At 52.1% G+C, this 21,873-nt stretch carries 16 protein-coding genes, 5 tRNA genes and 1 pseudogene; 20 read left to right on the top strand and 2 right to left on the bottom strand.

Annotation, left to right across the window (positions count from 1 at the left end; genetic code table 11):
• Positions 1 to 39 precede the first annotated feature (39 nt).
• From menD to N7326_RS03835, 3 genes and pseudogenes are all read left to right on the top strand, one after another.
• On the top strand, positions 40 to 1,671 hold the full coding sequence (gene menD, locus N7326_RS03845) for a 2-succinyl-5-enolpyruvyl-6-hydroxy-3-cyclohexene-1-carboxylic-acid synthase (RefSeq protein ID WP_259158168.1): 1,632 nt from the start codon (positions 40 to 42) through the stop codon (positions 1,669 to 1,671).
• A gap of 11 nt (positions 1,672 to 1,682) precedes the next feature.
• Positions 1,683 to 2,147 carry a DUF3592 domain-containing protein gene (locus N7326_RS03840; protein ID WP_259077544.1) on the top strand — a complete coding sequence of 155 codons (465 nt, stop codon included), beginning with the start codon at positions 1,683 to 1,685 and terminating at the stop codon, positions 2,145 to 2,147.
• Positions 2,148 to 2,191: 44 nt separating this feature from the next.
• Positions 2,192 to 2,889: pseudogene (locus N7326_RS03835) on the top strand (demethylmenaquinone methyltransferase).
• Positions 2,890 to 2,995: 106 nt separating this feature from the next.
• Here the strand turns inward: N7326_RS03835 and N7326_RS03830 are convergent.
• The gene (locus N7326_RS03830) at positions 2,996 to 4,255 is read right to left on the bottom strand and encodes a geranylgeranyl reductase family protein (RefSeq protein ID WP_263088177.1); all 1,260 of its coding nucleotides are present in this window, start codon (positions 4,253 to 4,255) and stop codon (positions 2,996 to 2,998) included.
• A gap of 180 nt (positions 4,256 to 4,435) precedes the next feature.
• Between N7326_RS03830 and N7326_RS03825 the strand changes: the two genes are divergently transcribed.
• The 10 genes from N7326_RS03825 (at position 4,436) to rplA (ending at position 9,703) form a co-directional block, all read left to right on the top strand.
• On the top strand, positions 4,436 to 5,467 hold the full coding sequence (locus N7326_RS03825; protein ID WP_259077540.1) for a polyprenyl synthetase family protein: 1,032 nt from the start codon (positions 4,436 to 4,438) through the stop codon (positions 5,465 to 5,467).
• 111 nt (positions 5,468 to 5,578) lie between these two features.
• Positions 5,579 to 5,660, top strand: a tRNA-Tyr gene (locus N7326_RS03820).
• 175 nt (positions 5,661 to 5,835) lie between these two features.
• Positions 5,836 to 5,908, top strand: a tRNA-Thr gene (locus N7326_RS03815).
• A 34-nt stretch (positions 5,909 to 5,942) separates the two neighbouring features.
• Positions 5,943 to 6,014 (top strand) — tRNA-Met (locus tag N7326_RS03810).
• Positions 6,015 to 6,072: 58 nt separating this feature from the next.
• Positions 6,073 to 6,145: transfer RNA gene (locus N7326_RS03805), tRNA-Trp, on the top strand.
• A gap of 173 nt (positions 6,146 to 6,318) precedes the next feature.
• Positions 6,319 to 6,391: transfer RNA gene (locus N7326_RS03800), tRNA-Thr, on the top strand.
• A gap of 210 nt (positions 6,392 to 6,601) precedes the next feature.
• Positions 6,602 to 6,937, top strand: a complete 336-nt coding sequence (gene secE, locus N7326_RS03795) for a preprotein translocase subunit SecE (RefSeq protein ID WP_259077539.1) — start codon at positions 6,602 to 6,604, stop codon at positions 6,935 to 6,937.
• A 240-nt stretch (positions 6,938 to 7,177) separates the two neighbouring features.
• The gene (nusG, locus tag N7326_RS03790; protein ID WP_259077538.1) at positions 7,178 to 7,984 is read left to right on the top strand and encodes a transcription termination/antitermination protein NusG; all 807 of its coding nucleotides are present in this window, start codon (positions 7,178 to 7,180) and stop codon (positions 7,982 to 7,984) included.
• Between the two features lie 407 nt (positions 7,985 to 8,391).
• Positions 8,392 to 8,826, top strand: coding sequence for a 50S ribosomal protein L11 (rplK, locus tag N7326_RS03785; RefSeq protein WP_259077532.1), 435 nt, complete (start codon positions 8,392 to 8,394; stop codon positions 8,824 to 8,826).
• A 172-nt stretch (positions 8,827 to 8,998) separates the two neighbouring features.
• On the top strand, positions 8,999 to 9,703 hold the full coding sequence (gene rplA, locus N7326_RS03780) for a 50S ribosomal protein L1 (RefSeq protein ID WP_259077530.1): 705 nt from the start codon (positions 8,999 to 9,001) through the stop codon (positions 9,701 to 9,703).
• A 428-nt stretch (positions 9,704 to 10,131) separates the two neighbouring features.
• On the opposite strand, the gene N7326_RS03775 is transcribed toward rplA, so the two are convergent.
• Positions 10,132 to 11,049: a class C sortase gene (locus N7326_RS03775; RefSeq protein WP_411512287.1), complete on the bottom strand. Its 918-nt coding sequence runs from the start codon at positions 11,047 to 11,049 to the stop codon at positions 10,132 to 10,134.
• 992 nt (positions 11,050 to 12,041) lie between these two features.
• Here N7326_RS03775 and N7326_RS03770 point away from each other — a divergent pair.
• From N7326_RS03770 to N7326_RS03740, 7 genes are all read left to right on the top strand, one after another.
• Positions 12,042 to 13,592 carry a SpaH/EbpB family LPXTG-anchored major pilin gene (locus tag N7326_RS03770; protein WP_259077527.1) on the top strand — a complete coding sequence of 517 codons (1,551 nt, stop codon included), beginning with the start codon at positions 12,042 to 12,044 and terminating at the stop codon, positions 13,590 to 13,592.
• 175 nt (positions 13,593 to 13,767) lie between these two features.
• Positions 13,768 to 14,694 carry a class C sortase gene (locus tag N7326_RS03765; RefSeq protein ID WP_259077526.1) on the top strand — a complete coding sequence of 309 codons (927 nt, stop codon included), beginning with the start codon at positions 13,768 to 13,770 and terminating at the stop codon, positions 14,692 to 14,694.
• Complete coding sequence (locus N7326_RS03760) at positions 14,694 to 15,494, top strand: LPXTG cell wall anchor domain-containing protein (protein ID WP_259077525.1); 801 nt, start codon at positions 14,694 to 14,696, stop codon at positions 15,492 to 15,494. The genes N7326_RS03765 and N7326_RS03760 overlap by 1 nt, the downstream gene beginning before the upstream one ends.
• 125 nt (positions 15,495 to 15,619) lie before the next feature.
• A complete protein-coding gene (locus N7326_RS03755; RefSeq protein WP_263088175.1) occupies positions 15,620 to 18,148 on the top strand; it encodes a VWA domain-containing protein in 2,529 nt (842 codons plus the stop codon).
• 759 nt (positions 18,149 to 18,907) lie between these two features.
• On the top strand, positions 18,908 to 19,423 hold the full coding sequence (rplJ, locus tag N7326_RS03750) for a 50S ribosomal protein L10 (protein ID WP_259077522.1): 516 nt from the start codon (positions 18,908 to 18,910) through the stop codon (positions 19,421 to 19,423).
• A 100-nt stretch (positions 19,424 to 19,523) separates the two neighbouring features.
• Positions 19,524 to 19,910 (top strand): 50S ribosomal protein L7/L12, encoded by a 387-nt coding sequence (gene rplL, locus N7326_RS03745; protein WP_259157964.1) that lies wholly within the window; start codon positions 19,524 to 19,526, stop codon positions 19,908 to 19,910.
• A gap of 426 nt (positions 19,911 to 20,336) precedes the next feature.
• Positions 20,337 to 21,845: a SpaH/EbpB family LPXTG-anchored major pilin gene (locus N7326_RS03740; protein ID WP_263088174.1), complete on the top strand. Its 1,509-nt coding sequence runs from the start codon at positions 20,337 to 20,339 to the stop codon at positions 21,843 to 21,845.
• Positions 21,846 to 21,873 lie beyond the last annotated feature (28 nt).

Raw genomic sequence — 21,873 nt, 5'->3', positions numbered from 1 at the left:
GTTAGCGCCTTTATGCTTGCGGGCATTAGGATCGATCGCATGAATAATGCGGATCTTTCTAGCCCTGAACTCGCCCGCGAGATTGCGCGCGAGTTAGCGCGGCACCTCACCGATATTGTGATTTGCCCAGGCTCGCGTAATTCCTCCCTCTCTCTAGCGTTGATTGCGCGCGGCGATATCCGCATCCATTCGCGTATCGACGAACGCTCTGCCGCTTTCCTCGCTCTCGGCATGGCGCGCGCCACGGGCCGCCATGTGGGAGTGCTCATGACCTCAGGCTCTGCCGTAGCCAACTGCCACCCAGCGGTGATCGAATCGCTGCATTCCCATACCCCGCTGGCCATCATCTCAGCCGATCGGCCGCGATATCTGGTGGGAACAGGAGCTAATCAAACTATTGATCAGCACCAGATTTTTGGCCAACCCACGATCGACATTTCAACCCAGGCTGATATCGGCGCCCTCGATACGGCTTTCGAGCACACCTTTGTCCATATCAACTGTCATTTCGCCCAGCCCCTGGTGGATTCAATGCCTCCCGGGGAACCCCCGGTAGAAAAGGTGCAGGGAGGAATTAAACGAGTCGACCATGGGGAGGTTACTCTTGACCTCTCCAAGCGCACCCTCGTCATCGCGGGTGATGAAGCATGGCGCGTCCCTGGGCTCGAAGACGTGCCCACCATCGCTGAACCCTCCGCACCGGCACCCTATCACCCAGTGCACCCCCTAGCCGCCAGCCTGTTCCATAGCACCCACGTATCAGCAGATGGGTACGTGGTGGAAACTAAGCCAGAACAAGTCGTGGTGGTGGGTCATCCCACCTTGCACCGCGACGTAATGAATCTGCTTCACGATGAAAGAATTGAGCTCATTATCCTCTCGCGCACCGCGCAGCTGACCAACCCGGCGCGCCGGGAGGCCCAGTGCGGCAGCCGCATTAAAACGACCGGTGAGGTCAGTGCAGAGTGGATAAAAATCTGCCACGCCGCCAGCGAGCTCGCCATCGAGGCGGTGCGGGAGGCCATCGCCCACCCCGACTACGGCTTTACAGGGTTGCATGTGGCCGCAGCGGTAGCGGATTCCGTTGGGGTAGGCGATACCCTCTTTATCGGACCCTCCAATCCGGTTCGAGATATATCCTTTGTCGGTGCCCCCTTTGACGGGGTGGACCTGTATACCCCACGGGGTGCTGCGGGTATTGATGGCAATCTCTCGCAGGCAACCGGTATCGCTTTGGCCGTACAGGCGCGCGAACCCGATCTCATTAGGGCCCCGCATACTCTGGCTTTGGTGGGTGATATCACTTTCCTCCACGATTGTGGGGGGCTGCTTACTCCCGTCTATTCACCGGTAGCCGAGAATTTCACCATCGTGGTAGCTAATGATGATGGCGGGGGCATTTTTGAAACCATTGAGGTGGGCGATCAATCCTATGCCCCAGGTTTCGAGCTCGCCTTTGGTACAACCCACGGGGTGGATATCGAAGCGTTAAGTGCAGCCTATGGCTATGACTATGAGAGGGTCGATTCTTTAGCGGAGTTATTGCGTGCCCTCGATGATGCCGGTGAGCAGCCGGGAATAAAGATCATTGAGGCGAAGACGGTGCGCGATACGCGCCGGGTGATGCACCAAGAATTGCAGCAGAAGGTTCGTTTTAGCGCACGGGACTAGACTTAAGCGGTATGTCTGGTCGCTTGAGTGCTCGTCGCCCCGTTTATCATCCGGCTGTCGCGCGTCGAATGAGTAGGCGTGTGCTAGTTCTGATTTATCTCGCGGCTGTTATTGGGTGCGTGGCTATGCTCATCGGCCCCATGCTCAATGATTATGCGATTGGCAAGGATCCAGGCCGTGCACTGGCGCGAGTGACTTCGGTATCGGCGTTGGAAACGGCAATTGAATACCAGGATGAAGAAGGGGTTTATCATTCTCCGCGCACGGGTTTGCTTTATCCATCTGGTTTGGGTGTAGGGCAGCGGGTATGGATCACCTACGCCCGTTCTAATCCTGAGCTGGCTAAAGTGGAAGGCCGCACCTGGACGCTGGCCATTATTCCAGCATTCAGTGCGCTGGTAGTAGTGCACATTATTGCGGCTTTGCTTTTTGCTTTCCGACGTTTCATTTTGCGTCAATTAGCAGCCAGGCGCTAAGAGCTGCTGCGCAATCGTGATCCGCCCTTGTTAGACTTTAAGGCGTGGCTAAGGCAAATATGAATAAAAAACCCCTCGATGTAGCGCGCATGTTCGATCAAGTGGGGGAGAAATATGATCTCACCAATACGGTTTTAAGTTTCGGCCAGGACCGCCGCTGGCGTCGCCGCACGAGGCAGGCCTTAGGTATTGGCCCAGGCGATAGGGTTCTAGATCTCGCCGCGGGGACCGCTGTGTCCACCGAGGAGCTGGCCAGCTCCGGGGCGTGGGTTATAGCCTGTGATTTTTCCCAAGGAATGTTAGCTGCCGGAGAGAAGAGGGCCGTGCCTAAGGTCTGCGGCGATGGTATGGCACTCCCGTTCCCCGATGCCACCTTTGATGCGGTGACTATCTCCTACGGGCTGCGCAATATCTACGATTACCAAGCCGGTTTGCGGGAGATGGCACGCGTGACCAAACCAGGGGGCGCTTGGTGGTCGCGGAGTTTTCTACTCCGACGCTTCCAATTTTCCGCACCTTCTATATTGAGTATCTCATGCGGCTATTACCGGCGATAGCTAAGGTTGTGTCCTCGAACCCTGACAGTTATGAATACCTTGCTGAGACCATCAGGGCGTGGCCCAAGCAGGAGGAATTAGCCAGCGCTATCGATGCCAACGGGTGGAGTGACTGTACTTGGACTAACCTCACCTTTGGCATTGTGGCTTTGCATTGCGCCTATAAGCCAGCGGAGGCCAGCTAATATCACCCAAGGCCCACCCAAGGCCCACCCAAGGCCCACCCAGGGCCTACCTGGGGCTACCTGGCCTACTCAGGGCCACCCAGTCCTACCTAGATCTACTCAGGGCCTAGCGTGTGGGCACAGTCGACGACCACAGGGTAGGGGCGGCGGAATAACGTTTGATGGCAGCGCCTGCGCTACGCCAGAGCCTGGCAATAAGGTCTTGATCCTCAGGGGTGACAAGGTTACCCATAAGACGCGCCGCCGCGGGCATGAGCATCGGGCCCAGTGGCCGCCTAAGGCCAATTGGGCCAAGATAATCAAGCAAGCGGGGATAGGTTAGTAATTTCGCAGCAGTTCGCGCAAGGAGGAAAGCTTCACCGTAGTGCTGATCGAGGAGATCTGGCCACATCAGCGTAAAATCCTTGGCCTCATCGAGGATTCCAATGGCATACTCCGCTGATTCCATCCCGTAGTCAATGCCCTCTCCATTGAGCGGATTAACCAAAGCGGCGGCATCGCCGATGAGCATCCAGTTCGCTCCAGCCACATTAGACACCGATCCACCCATGGGTAGAAGGGCGGAGGCGATATTCTCCGGATCTCCGAAACCCCATTCTTTTTCGCAGGAAGAAATATAGTGGGAGAGCAATTTCTTGGTATTGATCTGCGCCGGCCTAGACTCTGTTGATAGTGCGCCACATCCCACATTGGCATATCCGTTACCAAGGGGGAAGATCCACCCGTAGCCAGGTTGGGTGACGCCATCGGGGCTGGTGAGTTCTAAGTGGGAGTGAATCCACTGTTCATGAGAATATTCGGTTGTGCAGTAGGAACGCGCTGCGATCCCGTACACATTATCTTTATGCCACGTCCTGCCCAGCAATTTTCCGAAAGTAGAGCGCACGCCATCGGCGACGATGACGAAGCGCGGGCTAATAATAGTTCCGTTTGAGAGTTCCACTTGGCTAATCCGCGAGGAGGAGAACTCCACTTTTTTAGCCGCAGCCCCGGTAATGGTGCTAACCGCTTCCTCTGTCTGAGCTTTGGTGAAAAGAAGGTGATCGAATTCGCGCCGGGGCATCGCTGAGCCTTGATCCCCGAAGCTGCCATCCGGCCACGGGGCTGTGATATCGCCGCCGAAGCCGTGTAATTTCAATCCCTTGGAGTGGTAGCGGTCTAAGATCTCCTCGGCCAGTCCGAGGGTTTTTAGTTGCGTAATAGCCCGCGGTGTGAGACCGTCTCCGCAGGTTTTATCGCGCGGGAAGTCTAAGGCGTCCACGAGGATGGTGGAATAGCCTGCGCGCGCGGCATAGAGGGCGGCGCTTGATCCGGCGGGTCCAGCGCCAATGATGAGAATATCTGTTGCTAACCTTTTTTCTTGCACGTTCCCATTCTTGCAAGGGTTCTAGCCCTTTAGCCACCCCACGGATATGTAAAGGGCCGAGTTTCGGCTACGGTTGAGGGGTTAGTTGGATAAAGTGGTGTGGTGATATGAGAATTTCTTTAACTTTCCTGTCCTCACCACTCTTCGCACCGGCTGTGACAAAAAGAAGGTAGATAAAGCATGAGCAACCGTGCCGAACTTCGCCAACATACTGGTGATTCTGCTATCGGTACACGCCTCGATCTGGGAGATAATGCTCTCAACGAGCAAATCGCCGAAGGAATGGTTCGAGTCGAGGCCACGCTGCGGGCAGAACTCAATAAAGGCGAAGATTTTGTCACCGACAAAGTCATGCATTTAACTAAAGCGGGCGGCAAACGCTTTCGCCCCATGTTTTCGTTACTAGCCTCCAATTACGGGCCCAACCCCATGAACGATGATGTCGTCAAAGCCGCCATCGTTATTGAAATGACGCACTTGGCTACCCTTTACCACGACGATGTGATGGATGAGGCAACTCAACGCCGTGGGGTGGAATCGGCCAATGCACGGTGGACTAATTCGATTGCCATCCTCGCCGGCGATATCCTGCTTGCTCACGCTTCGCGGCTAATGGCGGAATTAGGGGCCGATACTGTAGCCCACTTCGCCAAAACCTTTGGTGGTCTCGTGACCGGGCAGATGCGAGAAACTCTCGGTGCTGGTAAGAGTAATGCGGTTGATCATTATATGAAGGTCATCGACGAGAAAACGGGCGTTCTCATAGCAGCGGCGGGCTATTTGGGGGCCCTGCACTCCGGTGCCGATGAGAGGACCCTAAAAGCTGTAGAAGCCATCGGTTCCGCGATTGGTATGATCTTCCAGATCGTTGACGATATTATCGATATTTTCTCTGATTCTTCCCAATCCGGTAAGACGCCGGGGACGGATCTGCGTGAGGGAGTATTCACCTTGCCGGTGCTCTACGCCCTCGAGGAAGATTCTGTAATCGGGGAGGAATTACGCCTCCTTCTTACTGGCCCTTTGCGTAGCGATGAGGAGATCGCCCGCGCCTTGACACTACTGGGAAAGTCGAAAGGGCGTGACAAAGCGCTTGCGGATGTTCATCGCTTTATGGCGGTGGCCGAAAAGAATCTAGATTTATTGCCCCAAAATTCCACCACCGAGGCGTTGCGCACGCTAGCGCGCCTTACAGTGGCGCGCGTTGGCTAAGGTTGGCTGTTCTCCCCAGAGAACTTGAGAATAGGGTTGTTAAGGTGGCGATTTGTAGTTTGCTAGCGGGTATATAGTAAGGTACTTAAGCGCACCACGAAAGTGTTGCACGCCAGGTTGCCCGAGCGGCCAAAGGGAGCGGACTGTAAATCCGTCGGCATTGCCTACAGAAGTTCGAATCTTCTACCTGGCACAGATTCAAACCCCACCGTTTGTTCACTAACGCGGTGGGGTTTTTCTTATTATCTTCATTTTTGATCCGATGAGCAGGCGATTTGTTTTCTAGCTTGGGATCGGGTTAGAGTATTCGCAGTTCCCGAGACGATCGATATGGTATTACCTTTTTATCGATCCTATTCTTGAGATCTGCCCCCTTAGCTCAGTCGGCAGAGCGTTTCCATGGTAAGGAAAAGGTCGACAGTTCGATTCTGTCAGGGGGCTCTGTTTCTTTGTTTGAACCCAAAGAATCAGGTATGGCGGTGTAGCTCAGTGGTAGAGCAAGCGACTCATAATCGCTGTGTCGCGAGTTCAATTCTCGCCATCGCTACGGTGACGAAGAAAAAACACTTTATCGTGTACTATTTTCAACATCACTAAAGATAAATAGGGGCGTAGTTCAATTGGTAGAGCAACGGTCTCCAAAACCGTAGGTTGCAGGTTCAAGTCCTGTCGCCCCTGCAAGATGAAAAAGCACCATCCTCCCTCAAAGAGGTTGGTGCTTTTTTGCTCCCGTAACCCTCTCTGAACTGGGAGGATGGGGATAATTTGTAAAAAATTTAATATATCTGTAATCTGATCCACGCTGCGACTAAGAGCACAGATACATGATCTGTTTGTTTCATCGAAGCAGTGCCCCCTTAGCTCAGTCGGCAGAGCGTTTCCATGGTAAGGAAAAGGTCGACAGTTCGATTCTGTCAGGGGGCTCTTTTTTATTGCCCCCACCCCTTGTTAAGCATGGCCTCTATTTATGCCACCGGTAGAGCCCTGATGGGCGCTCGACCTCCCCGTAAGGGTGAGAGTAATGGGATAGCAGTGGATCTTTGATATAGTTAAGCTCTTGCGGGTGGATGAATATCCACGCGACGTAGAATTCTATATATTTCCAACTAATAAAATTTTTTTGAGGAGAGTCGCGTGAGCGAAGATAAGCCAACGCCAGGCGGTGCCGCACGCCCTACGGGTAAGCGTCAGCTGACCGGTGTCAGCACAACCTCCACTGCTGATTATGAGAAAAAGCAACCGCGGCCAGTTGCCGAGGCCGCAGAGCCGACCTCCTCGAAAGCTAATGCCGTTGTTTCCTTCCTGCCTGAAGTAGGCTCGGAAATGAAGAAGGTGATCTGGCCAACCTCACGTCAGATGGTTAACTACACCCTCATTGTTTTCGCTTTCCTTATCGCCTTAACCGCTCTTGTCGCTGGTGTGGACTTCCTTGCAGGCTTGGGAGTTGAGAAGGTTCTCACGCACCGCTAGGATCGTTTTTAGTAGTACATAACCTAATATTTCTCCCGCCGTAACCTCTAAAAAATAGAAGCGAAAAAATAGCTTCCAATTCGAGGTGAGGGCGGGATAATTTTTCCCATACCGTCCCACACCGCCCCATACTGGGGACGTGGGACACGCCGCCACGATAATCAAGCTGCGGCGTAGGCTCCCACGATTACTCTTTATAGCAACTCATATAAAAGCCCAATTGAAAGCGAGAAGATGACCATGAGCGATGAAACTCCAGATACCTTCGGCGATGTATTTGCCGAAGCAGAGGTTGAACTGCCCGAGACCACCCCGGAACTGGTAGAGCCTGCCTCGCAGTCCCTCGACGAATTAAGTGAAACCCCCGTATCAGAAGGCGCGGACGTCCCCGGTCATGAAGAGGGCGATTATAAGGCTCGTCTGCGTGCTTTTACCCGCGAACTGAAAAAGCAACCCGGCCGTTGGTATATCATCCAGTGCTATTCTGGCTACGAAAACAAGGTGAAAACCAACCTTGATATGCGCTCTCAGACCCTCGAGGTAGAAGATTCGATCTACGAGATTGTGGTTCCGGTGGAACAAGCGGTGGAGATCAAAGATGGTAAGCGCAAGGTAGTTAAGCGGAAATTGCTACCAGGCTACGTTCTCGTGCGCATGGATATCAACGATCGTGCCTGGTCCGTGGTGCGCGAAACCCCGGGTGTGACTTCCTTCGTGGGCAATGAGGGCAATGCCACTCCGGTCAAGCACCGCGATGTTGCTAAATTCCTCATGCCACAAGAGTCTGCTCATGCTGCGACCGCCGCCGAAGCTGAGGCCGAGGGAGAGATGGTGGTGGAGATGCCACTAGACACCTCCAAGCCCGCGGTGACCGTGGACTTTGAAGAAGGCGAGGCTGTCACCATCCTCACCGGTGCGCTCGCGGGTGTATCTGCCACTATTTCTTCCATCGATGCAGATAATGCAAAGCTGCAGGTTCTCGTTTCCATCTTTGGCCGCGAAACCCCAGTGGAAGTCAATGTGGACCAGGTGGAAAAGATTAGCTAACTCGCTCTGGCTCACTCAGTTAACTCCGTTAACTTGGTCAACTTGGTCAACTTGGTTAACTTGGTCAACCCCGCACCGCCACGAACGTATAGTGATCTAGGGAAAAGATCAACGCTTTGGCCCCGCCTCTATGGTGGGGCCAAAGCATATATGTGCTGGGCTTTGATAAATATTTCACTGACCTGTAGAGTGGTATCCCGCGTGTCTTTTGATGCGCATACACCATAAATTTTAACCGGTGGCTTTGAGCGTTGAATAATCCGTCAAAGGCAATTCTTCGCGGGGCATCCGGGCGCAAGTGGGTATTACCATCACCATCTTGGGTAATACATCCCCCACACGTAGGTTCTGCGGATTCCTCAAAGACCAGGGGTGCTTAGCGTTAACATAGGAAGTAGGTAGTAAAGATGGCTCCAAAGAAAAAGAAAAAGGTCACCGGCCTGATCAAGCTACAGATCGAGGCTGGCGCTGCTAACCCAGCTCCTCCAGTTGGCCCAGCACTTGGTGCTCACGGCGTCAACATCATGGAGTTCTGTAAGGCTTATAACGCTGCCACTGAATCTCAACGCGGCAACGTTGTTCCTGTGGAGATCACCGTCTACGAAGACCGTTCCTTCGACTTCAAGCTCAAGACCCCACCAGCAGCCAAATTGCTGCTCAAGGCTGCGGGTGTGAAGAAGGGCTCCGGTGTTCCTCACACCGATAAGGTCGCTTCCGTCACCATGGATCAGGTGCGCGAGATCGCCCAGACCAAGATGGAAGACCTCAACGCCAACGATATCGAGGCTGCAGCCAAGATTATCGCCGGCACCGCCCGCTCCATGGGCATCGAGGTTAAGTAATACTTTCCCTCTTTAAAGGTGGTAGGAATAAGCCCTAGAAATTTTCTTACCACCCTTCACCTGGAGTCCTCCTCTAAGGGCTGAGGTGATAAATATTTGTATATACAGTGGAAGGGCTCGCTTCGGCCCACTCACCACACCATCCTCATATCTATCGAGAGAAGGATCTATCATGAGCAAGTCATCCAAAGCTTATAAGGCCGCCGCGGAAAAGATCGTCAAAGATCGTCTGTACGAGCCACTGAAGGCCCTCGAGGTTGTTAAAGAGACCTCGTCAAAAAACTTCGACGCTACCGTTGACGTGGCTATCCGTCTGGGAGTTGATCCCCGCAAGGCTGATCAGCTTGTTCGCGGTACTGTTTCCTTGCCACACGGCACTGGTAAGACCGTGCGCGTCGCCGTCTTCGCCGCAGGCGAAAAGGCTACCGAGGCAGAGGCTGCCGGCGCTGATTTCGTGGGCACCGACGAGCTGATCCAGAAGATCACCGACGGCTGGACCGATTTCGACGTTGCCATCGCAACCCCCGATCAAATGGCTAAGGTCGGACGCGTGGCTCGCGTACTCGGCCCTCGTGGTTTGATGCCAAACCCTAAGACCGGCACCGTGACCACCGACGTAGCCAAGGCCATCTCGGAGGTTAAGGGCGGCAAGATTTCTTTCCGCGTGGACAAGGCTGCAAACCTTCATGCTATCTTGGGCAAGGCCTCTTTCGATGCAGAGAAGCTCGCCGAGAACTACGGCGCTTTGATTGATGAGATCAACCGCTTGAAGCCTTCCTCTGCTAAGGGCATTTATATCAAGAGGGTCACCGTGTCCTCTACCTCTGGCCCTGGTGTTCCAGTGGATCCCTCCATTCAGAAGAATTACCTCGGCTAAGAACTAAAGTTCTATAGCTCGGTTTTAAAGCCCTCTCCCTGATCGGGGAGAGGGCTTTAATGGTGAATCCATTAAGACCATAAGGGGGTTGTATGTGAAGTGGGGGGCGCCCTTGTGATCTCTAGTCAACATTGCCCCCGGTTACTCTGATGTATTAAGAGAACGTTGAGCGTTATCTGCCCGGGAGTTTTGCTCATTTCGTTGAGCTTGCTACGACCATCGAGCGCAGTGTGGGCGAGTCGATGCTACCGACAAAAGGCCGCTATGCGGGTTCTGGTCCCCGCCCTCAGGAGTACCTCGAGTATGTGGCTTTGTATAAATGTGAGTGGACCTAGGGATAGATGCGCTACTGCGATCAGCCACCTCTGGTTGCACTGGTTCAGGCTGGGCTATTGCTAGTACTGAGAAGCCTGGGAAAAAAAATCAGCTCATAGTGCGGTGTGCCTGCCCGCACGTCGAGTGCCTTTCATAAGCCACGCTAAGAGTGTCAGTATGATAATGATTGCGGCAGCTATGAGGGCCCACATCCACCACTGCCACACTATTTGAGAGGCTTCGAATACTTTAGACTCGTCCTTATCCATGGGTACCCGGTGTCCCCGAACTAGCAGGCGGTGACTATTAATTCCGTAGGGTGTACACGTAACAAGAGTGACAAAATCACGACCGTTTTCGCGGCCGAGATCATCCAAATGATCAGGCTCTACAATTTTGATCATATCTACTTGATATTTCAGTTTGTGGCCGGATACCGCGACATAGAAGACCTCACCCTTTTTGACGTTGATTAAGTTATCCCATAAGGTCGCGGTTTGAATCCCAGTGTGTGCGGATAATACGGAGTGGCGATTGTCGCCCCCGATCGGTAGATCTGTTCCAAATAGGTGCCCAACACCGCGGTCAAGGGCATGTGGTCCAGTGCCGTGATAGATGGGTAATTTTGACTTGATCGACGGAATCATGATCTGGCCCATGGCATCAGTATCCGACAATTGCGATAGATACTGCAGATATTGCTGGTATGCCGGGGAGGTTTCGTCCGCTATAGCCCGCCACGCGTCTGTGAAGCCAGAATTGCCTGTGCGCTCCAGGTTGTAGCGGAGTGCATCCTCCCATGCGGTATCGAGCACCTCAGGAGGGGCCGCCTTTTCCAACTTGGCATATTCATCAGCTGCTTGCTGCTGCTGCCAGTTATTCCACTGAGTAGCCACGACGGGATAAACCAGAACGCCTACTCCGATAAGAATTAATATAACCGCGAGAAACATTTTGACATTGCTTCTTTTTGGTGGTGAAGCATTACGTGAGCGGGCCTTCGGATCATTGTGCGCAGCTATTTGAGCCATATATGAAGAATTTACCCAATAAAGGGACAAAAATATAGGGCTTCACACTAGATATTTTTCTCTGTCCACTAAATGCCCGCTCGTGGGGTAGTAGATCTGCGGTCAGGTGGTGGAGTTTTAAAAAGGACAATGAGCTGCGCCGAGAGCTAAAAAGATACCGGCGTGCAGTGACAAGGTGCGCGATGGTGAAAAATCAGGTGGATTGCTCTGACATGGTGCAAATCTACAAGGGGTGGGTTCCAGCAATCACTCATGGCTGCACGCATCTCCTGACGTGCTGTGACCTGGCTGTACTCGTCGTAGGGTTCATTGGATTTATATGCCATACTCTTCGGCGACTTGAGGGGGAGCCGATATCAGGTGAGCTTTGGCGTCGATGCGGTAAGGCCATCTGTACTCGGTTCACATCGATGTGCGCGGCCAATTACGGGTACATCAAGACCATCGTGGTAACCAGTGACGCGTTGAGTGCGTTGGTATCTAGCTCGTATGAACAAGGCTAGTGCTCTAGCTATTCCCTGTGCGTCTTTGAACAGTGGTGGTTGGAAATATGTGCATACGTTGCTGGACTCTCTGAGATCAGGGGCGGGGGTGTGCCCTGGAGGCATATACATAGCAGGGGAAGGTGGACAGTCTTGGCCTGTTTGTGTGCACTCTCCTCAATGGGGGGCTGCCATAGCGGCCAGGTTAGGGGGGCGGTGTGGTGAAATCCTAAAACCTCATGCTGTCAGGGGATTTGGCTGGTGAGGAGGCGGGTTAACACCCCCGAAATATAAGTGATTCTCATCACAAAGTAGCACATTACGCTACGTGTAGCCAATATGCTACCTGAGTGTAGTTAATATGCTACCCACGGCCTTGCCCTTCCACCGCAGCTCATATCGATCTCACTATGCAGATCAGGTTTGACGTTGGGGAGGAGGGGCAGACACAAGTTCCTCTCGTTGGGTGATCACATTTGCACTCAATCCACTGATCTAAGGACAGTTCACATGCACAAATATTCCCGTACGGCCCGCTCCGTAACTTTCGCGGCCATCGTCGGCCTCTCGCTCGGTATATCAGCTCCGGGTGCCCTAGCCCAATCCAATACTGGCGGCTCAAATTCTGGAGCCTCGACCTCTGCGAGCGCAGCCCTCATTGACCCCACTCAAACCGGCTCACTGACCCTGCACAAGAAAAAAGATCCAGAATCGCTTGGAACCCCAACGGGTAACGCTGATGATCAAGTCAAGGGCGAAGCCCTCGATGGTGCGGGCTTTACAATCTACAAGATCAAAGGTGTTGACCTCACAACCAATGAGGGACTTAAAAACGCTGCAGGCCTAAACGTCGCAGATTACCTCAGCGGTGAGGAAGCCGATCTTAGCAAGGTAGACAAGGTTGGCGATGAGGTCATTACTGGCGCAGCCGGCGTTGCCGGTCAGGCTCTGTTCGAGAATCTGGAACTCGGCGCTTACCTCGTGGTGGAAACCACCACTCCAACGCTGGCTGGAGTTACCTTCCGCAAGGCTCAACCTTTTATCGCATTCATTCCAATGACACAGGATAATGCCGGTCAAGGTGGAACCAGCTGGAACTACAATCCTATTGCATACCCTAAGAACTACTCGTCGAAGAAACCCATTAAGGAAGTCGTCGACTCCGGAATGAATGCAGGCGATACGATTGTTTATACAATCAAAGCCTATGCTCAAGCAGTGGGTGCCAAGCAGGATCGAACCAAATTTGTCATCACCGATGAGCTCGATGCGAAATTAACCCCACCCGCTGCGGATGCAGTCTTGGTTGCAGGTTTTACCGCTGGTACTGATTACACCGTGACGGTAACCGGAAATCTCGTGACTATTACCTTCACACCTGCTGGCCTAGACAAGCTAGCGAATAATCAAGAAGTTGTGGCAACGATTCCTGCGACGGTCAAAGACGATACAAACGGAGTTGTTGAAAACACCGCGGATGTTATCGAAAATAAGCCAGGGACGAATCAGGATAAAGAGCCTCAGACAACCGATAAGGTGAAGACCTACTACGCGGGTATCACTTTCGAAAAGGTTGAAGCTGGCAACACAGACAACAAGCTCGCTGGCGCAGAATTCCGAGTCTATGGTGTTAAGAACGGTCAAGAGTGCTCGAAGAGCGCGCTGGATGCTGACCTGCTCGATATCGCACAGATCAATAAGGCGGACGCTATTGCAACCTCGGACAGCAATGGTGTGGTGACTTTCAACGGTCTACACGTCAACGATTGGACAGATAACTCGGGACAACCCAACAAATATGAGTCATATTGCTTGGTTGAGACAAAGTCCCCAGCTGATTTTGAACTGCTCGCTGAGCCTATTGAGTTCACACTGACCAAGGCTCAGTCAATCCAAGGCGATCTGGTTCCAATCAACGGCGGCAAGATTGAGAACTTAAAAGATACGACCCCAGAACTACCGATGACCGGTGGTTTCGGCGTAGGTATCCTCGCTGCCTTTGGTGCTGCGATTATCGCAGCTGGTGCTTGGTTAGCTCGACGCACCTCACCCAAGGCCTAAAACAGGTCAAAGGTTGAGGCCATAGGCGTCAACCACACGCACTGAAGGTGAGAAGGGAGCTCGCCACCACCGAGCTCCCTTCTCACCCGGTGCACCAGCAATTGTCTCATTCAGAAAAATAGCAGCGTATCCACACCATTTATATCGGTGGGTCTGCGCCATATGGGGAACCACATTGACTCAGCTTTCGCTTCCAGATCGTAGTAATTCCTACGGTTTCCTTTCAGGTTTTAGGCATATCCTACTGCCAGCACTTCTCGTGCTCTCGGGGCTGCTTATCATCATTTACCCAGTTGTTTCCACAGAATGGAATAACTGGCAACAAAGTCGCGCAGCTGCTCAGTATGCAGAAATACACAAAGATATCCCAGCACCAGTTATAGACCGCGAATGGGAAGACGCTCACCGCTACAACGAAGAGCGTGCAATCGGCCCCATCCTAGACCCATGGATCGAAAGATTCATCTCAAATAACCCAGCATATGAGGATTATCTTGAGCAGCTTCACTCAGTAGACGTAATGGCACGCCTGACCATTCCCAGTATTCGATCAGACCTCCCGATTTACCACGGAACCCAAAAAGATACCCTGTTGCAGGGTATAGGCCATCTATTCGGGTCGGATCTCCCAGTTGGTGGTGCGGGATCACATTCGATCTTGACCGGACATACCGGACTCCCAAATGCCACACTGTTTGACAATTTGAAAAACGTTAAAGAAGGCGATTCCTTCTTCATTCAGGTGGCTGGGCATCAGCTCAAATATCAAGTTGACCAGATCCGAACGGTGCTACCGAACGAAGTCGAATCTTTAAGAGCCGAGGATAACAAGGACATGGTCACCCTAGTGACCTGTACGCCCTACGGGATCAACACCCACCGTCTGCTCGTACGCGGACAACGAATGCCCCTCCTTGAGGAAGATCGAACCCTGTTGAACTCCCCCCAATCGGGCGCACGCCAATGGTGGGTGTATGCGCTCAGCGCGATCTTCATCTTCGGACTACTCATCCTTGTGTGGTGGTTGATTCATGAAAAACGTCGCTTGAAATTCCAACAACTAAATCACAACAACAATATTGACTATGAAGGCGAACTGTAATGGACGAGTATCTTATTAAACCTGCACGTATTGTGCGGATAGGCGTACCCCTTGCTACGGCGTGTGCGTTATCTGTCGCAGCAACTATAGGTTTCGGTGAACCTGGGTGGGTGAGTTCGCCGCAGGCTCATGCAGCGGTGACTGGTTTCGCTAATCCTGCTCCTGCTGCAGATACCATTGACCTTGATCGTGATATCACCGTTGAAATAAGGATTCCGTCTAATTCGGGTCTGTCTGGGGAGGGGTCTGCGGGGTATACGGTTACGCTCACCAAACTCGATACTGATCCGATTAATACGACTCAGGGGTATACCAAAGCCGCTCGGTTGAGTGTTACTCAGGCTAAGAGGCTTGGTCAAGGTGATAGTTATAGCGAGGTCACAAATGCTCAGGGGACAGTGGTATTTAGTGGTTTGAAACCTGGCGTATATCTTTTTAAAGCTACGCCTCCTGCTGGTGGTGGCCGCAAGACACAAGAAGATGTCATCGTTATTCCCATTATTGATAAGCAAGGGGAGTGGAGTTATAACCTCGCTCTTGCAGCGAAATTTGAAGTACCACCGACTCCGACGCCAACACCTCCACCGTCACCTCCTGTAACAATTACTCCTCCACCACCTGTAACGAATACACCGCCTCCCCCTAGTACCACGACACCTCCGGCGCCACCGGTGAAGGGTATGAAGTCTCTGCCGATGACGGGTGCTGGGGTCATTGGTCTTGTTGGGTTGGCTGGTCTGTTGATTCTTGCGGGCTTTTGGGTGCTCGCGGTGAATCGGAGAAGAAATTCACAACAATAAAACGTCGTGGGCACGAGGTGGGCTTGGAATGCTCTACCTGTTAGTGCCTTGGTGTGGTTATAAAACTCAATTCATGGCACGAGCGGATGGTTATCGTGATCCGTTCATATTAAAAGGGATACAGAATGAAGAATGGTTTAGCGGTTAAGGTAGCGGTGTTGGTTGCTGCGGGTAGTTTGATAGGGGTGACCAGCCCGGTTTTAGGTCAACAGGTCACCGAGAGTGTGGGGGGTGAGGCAGTGCTTGATGAGGTTGTGGTGTCTACGAGCGAACCAACCCCAACCAGCGACTCCAACGCGCCCGAACTTACAACGACTGAAGAAATCACCGACGAAGGTGAGACTCCGCCTGAAGAGGGTGAGTTCGTAGAGCCCCAAGACGTCGATATTAACGAAGATAGCGATGAGCAAGTACCCTCTTCTGATGACGATACGCAGTTAGAAGGCGCGAGGACCGTTGCGGGAAGAGTCCTCCCAGATAGTGAAGTAGCCATCGTTAGAGTACGTGCCGGTTCCGACCGATTATGGGACGGCCAAACAGCATCTAATGCAGGAGCCAGTCGTTTCTCGAAGTATTTTAGTCCACTAGCTGGCGTTACTTTGCAGGTTTACCGCGGTAACCCACGATCTCAGGTTTCCTCTATGACGAAGGCGCTAAGCTACGGAGAACCCCTGCGTAGAGTAAATGAAGATTGGGCTAGCTGTACGACGGACTTCACTGGCTTCTGCGATATTAGGATCCCGGTGGGCAGAGAAAGGGGAAGGATCCCCACAAACGAAAGAGTGTGGATTAAACCAGTGGCCGTGCCCATAGGTTATAACCTCATTGACAAGGTCCGCACGGGCCCTTCCGATAGTGGTGATCGTCTCTCCCGCCTGCAGAGCTATGCGCAGCTCACGCCTAAGCTGAAAGCCGGAGTGGTGATAGAAGCTGGTGATGGTTCTGACAAATCAGAAACATTCATGCGCGCTTATGAGTCGAATTGGGTGAGGAATTATAGCATAACGGACAGTCATCGCTCATCGAGCGGAAGTTTCATTATCCCCAAGGAGAACCCACGCTTAGGGAAAAAGTGCGGCCTGAATTTCGCCATCGTTGGCGACCTCTCTGGTTCCGTTAAGAGAGCTGGGAAAACTGATGACCTATCCCGAGCGATGATAAAACTCGTCAATACCATGGAAGGATCCGGAGGTAACGTTTCCATCTTTTCGCTAGGTTCTGATTCACCGGCTAAACCACCGTATAGGCTGTTTGGTAGGCCCGATATTGACAACCTGCCGGAACTCTACGATCTCAACGACCCAAGTCAAACGCAAAAAATTAAAGATCAGATCCGTGAATGGGGCAAGTACACCGATAGTAACGAGGGTACGAACTGGGATGCTGGCTTGATGGAAGTATCCAAGGCTCAAGAGGGCCGTACAGGCGGCCCGATTTATGATGCAGTTCTCTTCGTGACAGACGGAAACCCCACGACGAATAGGCTCCCGCAATATTCGGAGGAAAATAATCAGGGTGGATCCATGACCGATTTCATTCGCGTGGAAGCCGCAATTGCTTCTGCGAACCGCCTCAAAGAACAGGGTACCAAGATAATCGGCATCGGTGTGGGAAGAGGAACCACGGGTTTAGATGGTGACTCTGAGTACAACCTGCAGTCGATATCAGGCTTCACTCGATACAGCGATACGGCGAATAACGCAGATAGGTCCGATTATTTTTTGCTCAGCGATTATGATGAGATCCCAGATACGCTCCGATCGATCGTCTCCTGTAGTGCCAGTGTGACCGTGGAAAAGCACATTCTGGATGAAAATGGTCAGAACCCAGAAGCTGGTGTTGGCTGGGACATTGTGGGTGACGCAACGGGTCCGGGTGTGCAGTTGAACTCTCCGCGTGCCCAAAAGACCGACGCAGACGGTTTAGTTTTCTACCGTATCGGCCTAGAGGACACTACAAGCCGTGCGGAAGTCAGTGTGGCGGAGGTGCAGCAAAGTGAATGGGAGCTGGTCAAACAGTCTGATTCGGCTGCCCAGGTGAGAAATGCCTTATGCTACGACAGCAATGATCCGCAGCTACAAGAATTACCTGCATCGCGATATTCAGATGACGGTGAATTTGGATTGCGGATTCGTGGTATTGAAAACGGCGAGCATATTCGGTGTGTGTATCAGAATAAACGGACACCGTCTCCTGCGATCGTGGAGATCGAAAAGCAGGATGCTCAGATGCAAGGTCTTGCGGGTGCTGTATTTATGGTCGCAACCGATAGTGCAGGAAATAGCCCCGTTGCTGGGCTGGAGACTATTACGGAGGATCCTGCTGGATCTGGCCGCTACTCCTTTGAGTTAAAACTCGGTCAGTACTACCTGATCGAGACGGTCTCACCGTCTGGATATAGTCTCTTCCCGGAGTCTGTCGGTTTTGAAGTTTACAAAGATCCTAATGATCAAACGAAGAAGGTCCGTCTTCTCGACGAGGCGAAAGACGGCACTGTGGTGACGGTGGATCAAAATAATACTCTGAAATTGGTAGTGATGAATGTTCAGTCAGGAACCTTGCCAGAAACTGGTGGACAGGGCCTGTGGTCGTGGCTCCTCACATCCCTACTACTGATTCTCGGTGGAATATTCTTAGCGAAGCGACGCGCTTAACGCACAGATAATTGGCAGAGCATATGAAGAATACCCCTCTTCATATGCTCTTTCTTTTGCTATAAATCCTCCCGGTTCTCCTCACCCAGAGATACTCCGGGGGTCTGTTGAAGGGTTTTATACGGTTGCGTACAATCCATATCAAACTAGTTGCACTGACCGCCGCCGTTAGAATTCCTGCAATAGAATCCGGCCAGTCAGTCGAGATAAACCACGGGTGGTCAAATAAGCGCTTTTTATATATTGCGTGCAATCTTTTTATAGTGGGCTACAGGACGGGGGTCTGCAATCGCTTCTGCCCGAGCACTTCGGTCAAGCTGGCTAGTATTCGATCCTAGCCACCGGCCGTGAGTTTCCAGTGTCAGCGCAGCGACGGCGGTGGGTAATCGGGGGCTGCTATCTGTTTGCTTCGTATGGATCTGGAGGTGTACAAGACATATGCAAATCGCACCGGTAGTTTGGTATCTACCCGGTCGTACGGTATAGTGCCAGATGAAGTTTGAAAGCAGGTGAGTATAACCTCGCTTGTCGCTCAAGTTTCACCGTAGACCGTCGGTCAGCGTTCGCGCTTGAAAGTATCGAAAAGCTTTATCGCTTGAGATCGGCCCACGCAGGAGTCACTTTAGAGCTCATTTCTTTCCCATTTGTGGGAATTAAGTGTTGCGCCCTGTGCTCTTGTACGGGGCTTTTGTCTTGTTCTAAAGAAAAAGCTCCGGCGGATAAACCTTTGAATCAATAAAGAGGAAAGGAGGCGTAGTAATGGCTAACCCGAAGAATGATGCTGCCCTGAAAGCTCTCAAGCAGAGCTTCGCAGAGCACGACGCATTTGTGCTTACGGAGTACCGTGGCCTGAGTGTTGCTCAGACCACCGAATTGCGTAAAGCTCTCGGTGCTGATGTCCAGTACAACGTCGCCAAGAACACCCTCCTCAAGCTGGCAGCTCAAGAAGCTGGCATTGAGGGCCTCGATGACCTTTTCACCGGCCCAACCGCTATTGCCTTCATTAAGGGCGAAGCTGTTGACGCTGCCAAGGTGATGAAGAAGTTCGCTTCTGACAACAAGGCATTCGTTGTTAAGGGTGGCTACATGGACGGCAACGCCCTGAGCTCCGCTCAGGTTGATGCCATCGCTGAGCTGGATAACCGCGAGACCACTCTCGCAAAGCTGGCTGGTGCCATGAAGGGCAACTTGGCAAAGGCTGCAGGCCTATTCAACGCTCCCGCTTCCCAGGTTGCACGCCTCGCGGCTGCACTCCAGGAGAAGAAGGACGCTTAAGAGGCATAGCGTGTAAAAGCGCTGCTTCTTGAAATAAATAAACACTTTTTAGGGATATCGGTTTATTGGATGTCCCACCCACACCGAAAGGAATACCACCATGGCTAAGCTCACCAAGGACGAGCTCATCGAGGCTTTCAAAGAGATGACCCTTATCGAACTCTCTGAGTTCGTTAAAGAATTCGAAGAGGTCTTCGAGGTAACCGCTGCTGCTCCTGTTGCAGTTGCTGCTGCTGGCGCTGCTGCTCCTGGCGCTGCTGCTGAAGAAGAGAAGGACGAATTTGACGTTGTTCTCGAGGATGCTGGCGCTAAGAAGATCGGCGTTATCAAGGCTGTTCGCGAGCTCGTCTCCGGCCTGGGCCTGAAGGAAGCTAAGGAACTCGTTGAGGGTGCTCCTAAGGCTATCCTCGAGGGCGCTTCCAAGGACGACGCTGAGGCTGCTAAGGCTAAGCTCGAAGAGGCTGGCGCAAAGGTTACCCTTAAGTAATCTTCCAGCTTTACTTATTCCCCACACAGGTGAGACATTTCACTTGGGTGGGGATTTTTCGTTTTGTTAACATTTAGCGATCATAAGTAGAGCCGAGAATCTTTATTGCCGGTACTTATAATACCTGTTTATATACCATAAATGACAGGGTAGATTTTCGTGAATAAAAGCCCTTCTAGCAGTGTATTCGTATTTCCTAATAGTTAATGACTTTCACTGTTTTTCTCTGGTTGGAGACAGTTAAAGCGAGCTTTACATGGCGCGCCCGATTGTATTAACATTCCCCGCAGACGCCAACCGCCGAGACTTATCCCATCGTTATCGAGAGCGGTTTGGCTCTATAATTTCAACCGCACGGGAGCTCGTTTCTATCTGGAATTTTAGGACTTTTAGGAGTCGGAGCTCCTCTCGTAGAAAGATATCTATATGAAAATGCTTAAGAACGCCTTGGCGATTTCTTTGGCTGCAGGCCTGATGACCGGCCTGCCCGTGACAGCTGTAGCACAGTCGGGTTACCCTATTCCGCCCAAGGATGGCCTCAGCCTGGTCATTCACAAGTATTCCAATAACACTCCAGGTAAAGCGGGTAACGGCACCGAGATCGACACCGCAAATCTGGGCGAAGCCCTAGAGGGTGCGAGGTTCAAGATTGAAAAGGTCAAAAAAGACTCGATCGACCTGACAACAAATGATGGTTGGAAGAAAGCCGAGAAAGTTTCCAAGGGCGACGAAGATCTGCAAGATATTGACTTTGAGACTCTCCCTAACAAAACTGAGCAGACAACCGATGGAAAAGGCGTTGCTAAATGGGAGAATCTTCCAATCGGTCTCTACCGAGTAACGGAGACCGAGGCTCCAGCGGGGCACCAGATCTCTCAAAAGCCGTTCTATGTTGCTCTCCCAACAACCAATCCAACTAACCGCAATAAATGGTTGGAGACAGTTCACGTTTACCCCAAGAATACCAAGCGGGACGATGCTTCTAAGACCGTGCAGGATGAGGCAGCCAAGATCAACGGTGAGAAGTTGACCTACGAGATCACCTCGCAACTGTCGGCTGGCGAAAACTACACCAAGTACGTGGTATCTGACTTCTACCCCACTGATCGCCTGGAATACGCCAGTGATAATCCTCTGACAGTTAAGCTTGCTGGTGCCCAACTGGATGGTAGCAAGTATGAGGTAACCAAGGGTGAGGTTGCTGGTGTTGATAACAAGTCCTACCTGGTCATAACCTTCACAGAAGCCGGCCTTAATGACCTGAATAATAACAAGACCGCTCAACTGGTTATCACGCCAACCTTCACAGTGAAGCAGAATACCGATCTTGATAATGTAGCTCCTATCATCAACGAGTTCAAGGTTATTCAAATGCGTGATGGCCAACCAGAGCCTCCGACCCCAGAGGATCCGAATGTTCCTCCTGTAACACCTCCAGACTCTGAATATCCTAAGTCCTTCTACGGCAATGTAGACATTGTGAAGAAGAACGCTGATGATCAACCCCTTGACGGTGCTGAATTCTCTCTGTACGTCTGCACCAAAGATGGCGATATCGATGACAGCGCAACGCCACTTCGCCAAGGAATCAGAGCGACGAATGACGTTGAGATTAAGGGTCTCCTTGCTAATGACTACCGCAACGGCCGAGCCGTTGATGAGAATGCTCGTGATGCTTATTGCTTGGTAGAGACCAAAGCACCTGAGGGTTATGAACTTTCAGCCCAACCGATCCGGTTCCAAATCTTAACCAAACAGGGGGCCGATGCTGAGGTCGCTCTTGTATCCCAAGATGTTGTGGACACTAAGAAGAATGGCGGCTTCAACCTGCCACTAACAGGTGGTGCTGGTGTCATGTACCTGCTGCTCGCCGGTGGTGCATTCTTGCTGGTTGGACGCGGTTATTCCGCCTATAGCAATCGTCATAACGCCTAAGTCTCAAGACTTAAACGTTGCTATTTGC

Source organism: Corynebacterium sp. ES2794-CONJ1, from assembly GCF_025660615.1.
Lineage (GTDB): Bacteria > Actinomycetota > Actinomycetes > Mycobacteriales > Mycobacteriaceae > Corynebacterium.
This window is presented reverse-complemented; position numbering and strand designations above follow the sequence as displayed.

What these genes read in the sequence shown, in the direction of transcription:
- nusG (WP_259077538.1), top strand. Translation starts at nt 7,178, where the DNA reads ATGAGCGATGAAACTCCAGATACCTTCGGCGATGTATTTGCCGAAGCA.
- N7326_RS03775 (WP_411512287.1), bottom strand. Translation starts at nt 11,049, where the DNA reads ATGGCTCAAATAGCTGCGCACAATGATCCGAAGGCCCGCTCACGTAAT.
- N7326_RS03770 (WP_259077527.1), top strand. Translation starts at nt 12,042, where the DNA reads ATGCACAAATATTCCCGTACGGCCCGCTCCGTAACTTTCGCGGCCATC.
- N7326_RS03740 (WP_263088174.1), top strand. Translation starts at nt 20,337, where the DNA reads ATGAAAATGCTTAAGAACGCCTTGGCGATTTCTTTGGCTGCAGGCCTG.
- menD (WP_259158168.1), top strand. Translation starts at nt 40, where the DNA reads ATGAATAATGCGGATCTTTCTAGCCCTGAACTCGCCCGCGAGATTGCG.
- N7326_RS03825 (WP_259077540.1), top strand. Translation starts at nt 4,436, where the DNA reads ATGAGCAACCGTGCCGAACTTCGCCAACATACTGGTGATTCTGCTATC.
- N7326_RS03760 (WP_259077525.1), top strand. Translation starts at nt 14,694, where the DNA reads ATGGACGAGTATCTTATTAAACCTGCACGTATTGTGCGGATAGGCGTA.
- rplJ (WP_259077522.1), top strand. Translation starts at nt 18,908, where the DNA reads ATGGCTAACCCGAAGAATGATGCTGCCCTGAAAGCTCTCAAGCAGAGC.
- rplA (WP_259077530.1), top strand. Translation starts at nt 8,999, where the DNA reads ATGAGCAAGTCATCCAAAGCTTATAAGGCCGCCGCGGAAAAGATCGTC.
- N7326_RS03755 (WP_263088175.1), top strand. Translation starts at nt 15,620, where the DNA reads ATGAAGAATGGTTTAGCGGTTAAGGTAGCGGTGTTGGTTGCTGCGGGT.
- rplK (WP_259077532.1), top strand. Translation starts at nt 8,392, where the DNA reads ATGGCTCCAAAGAAAAAGAAAAAGGTCACCGGCCTGATCAAGCTACAG.
- rplL (WP_259157964.1), top strand. Translation starts at nt 19,524, where the DNA reads ATGGCTAAGCTCACCAAGGACGAGCTCATCGAGGCTTTCAAAGAGATG.
- N7326_RS03840 (WP_259077544.1), top strand. Translation starts at nt 1,683, where the DNA reads ATGTCTGGTCGCTTGAGTGCTCGTCGCCCCGTTTATCATCCGGCTGTC.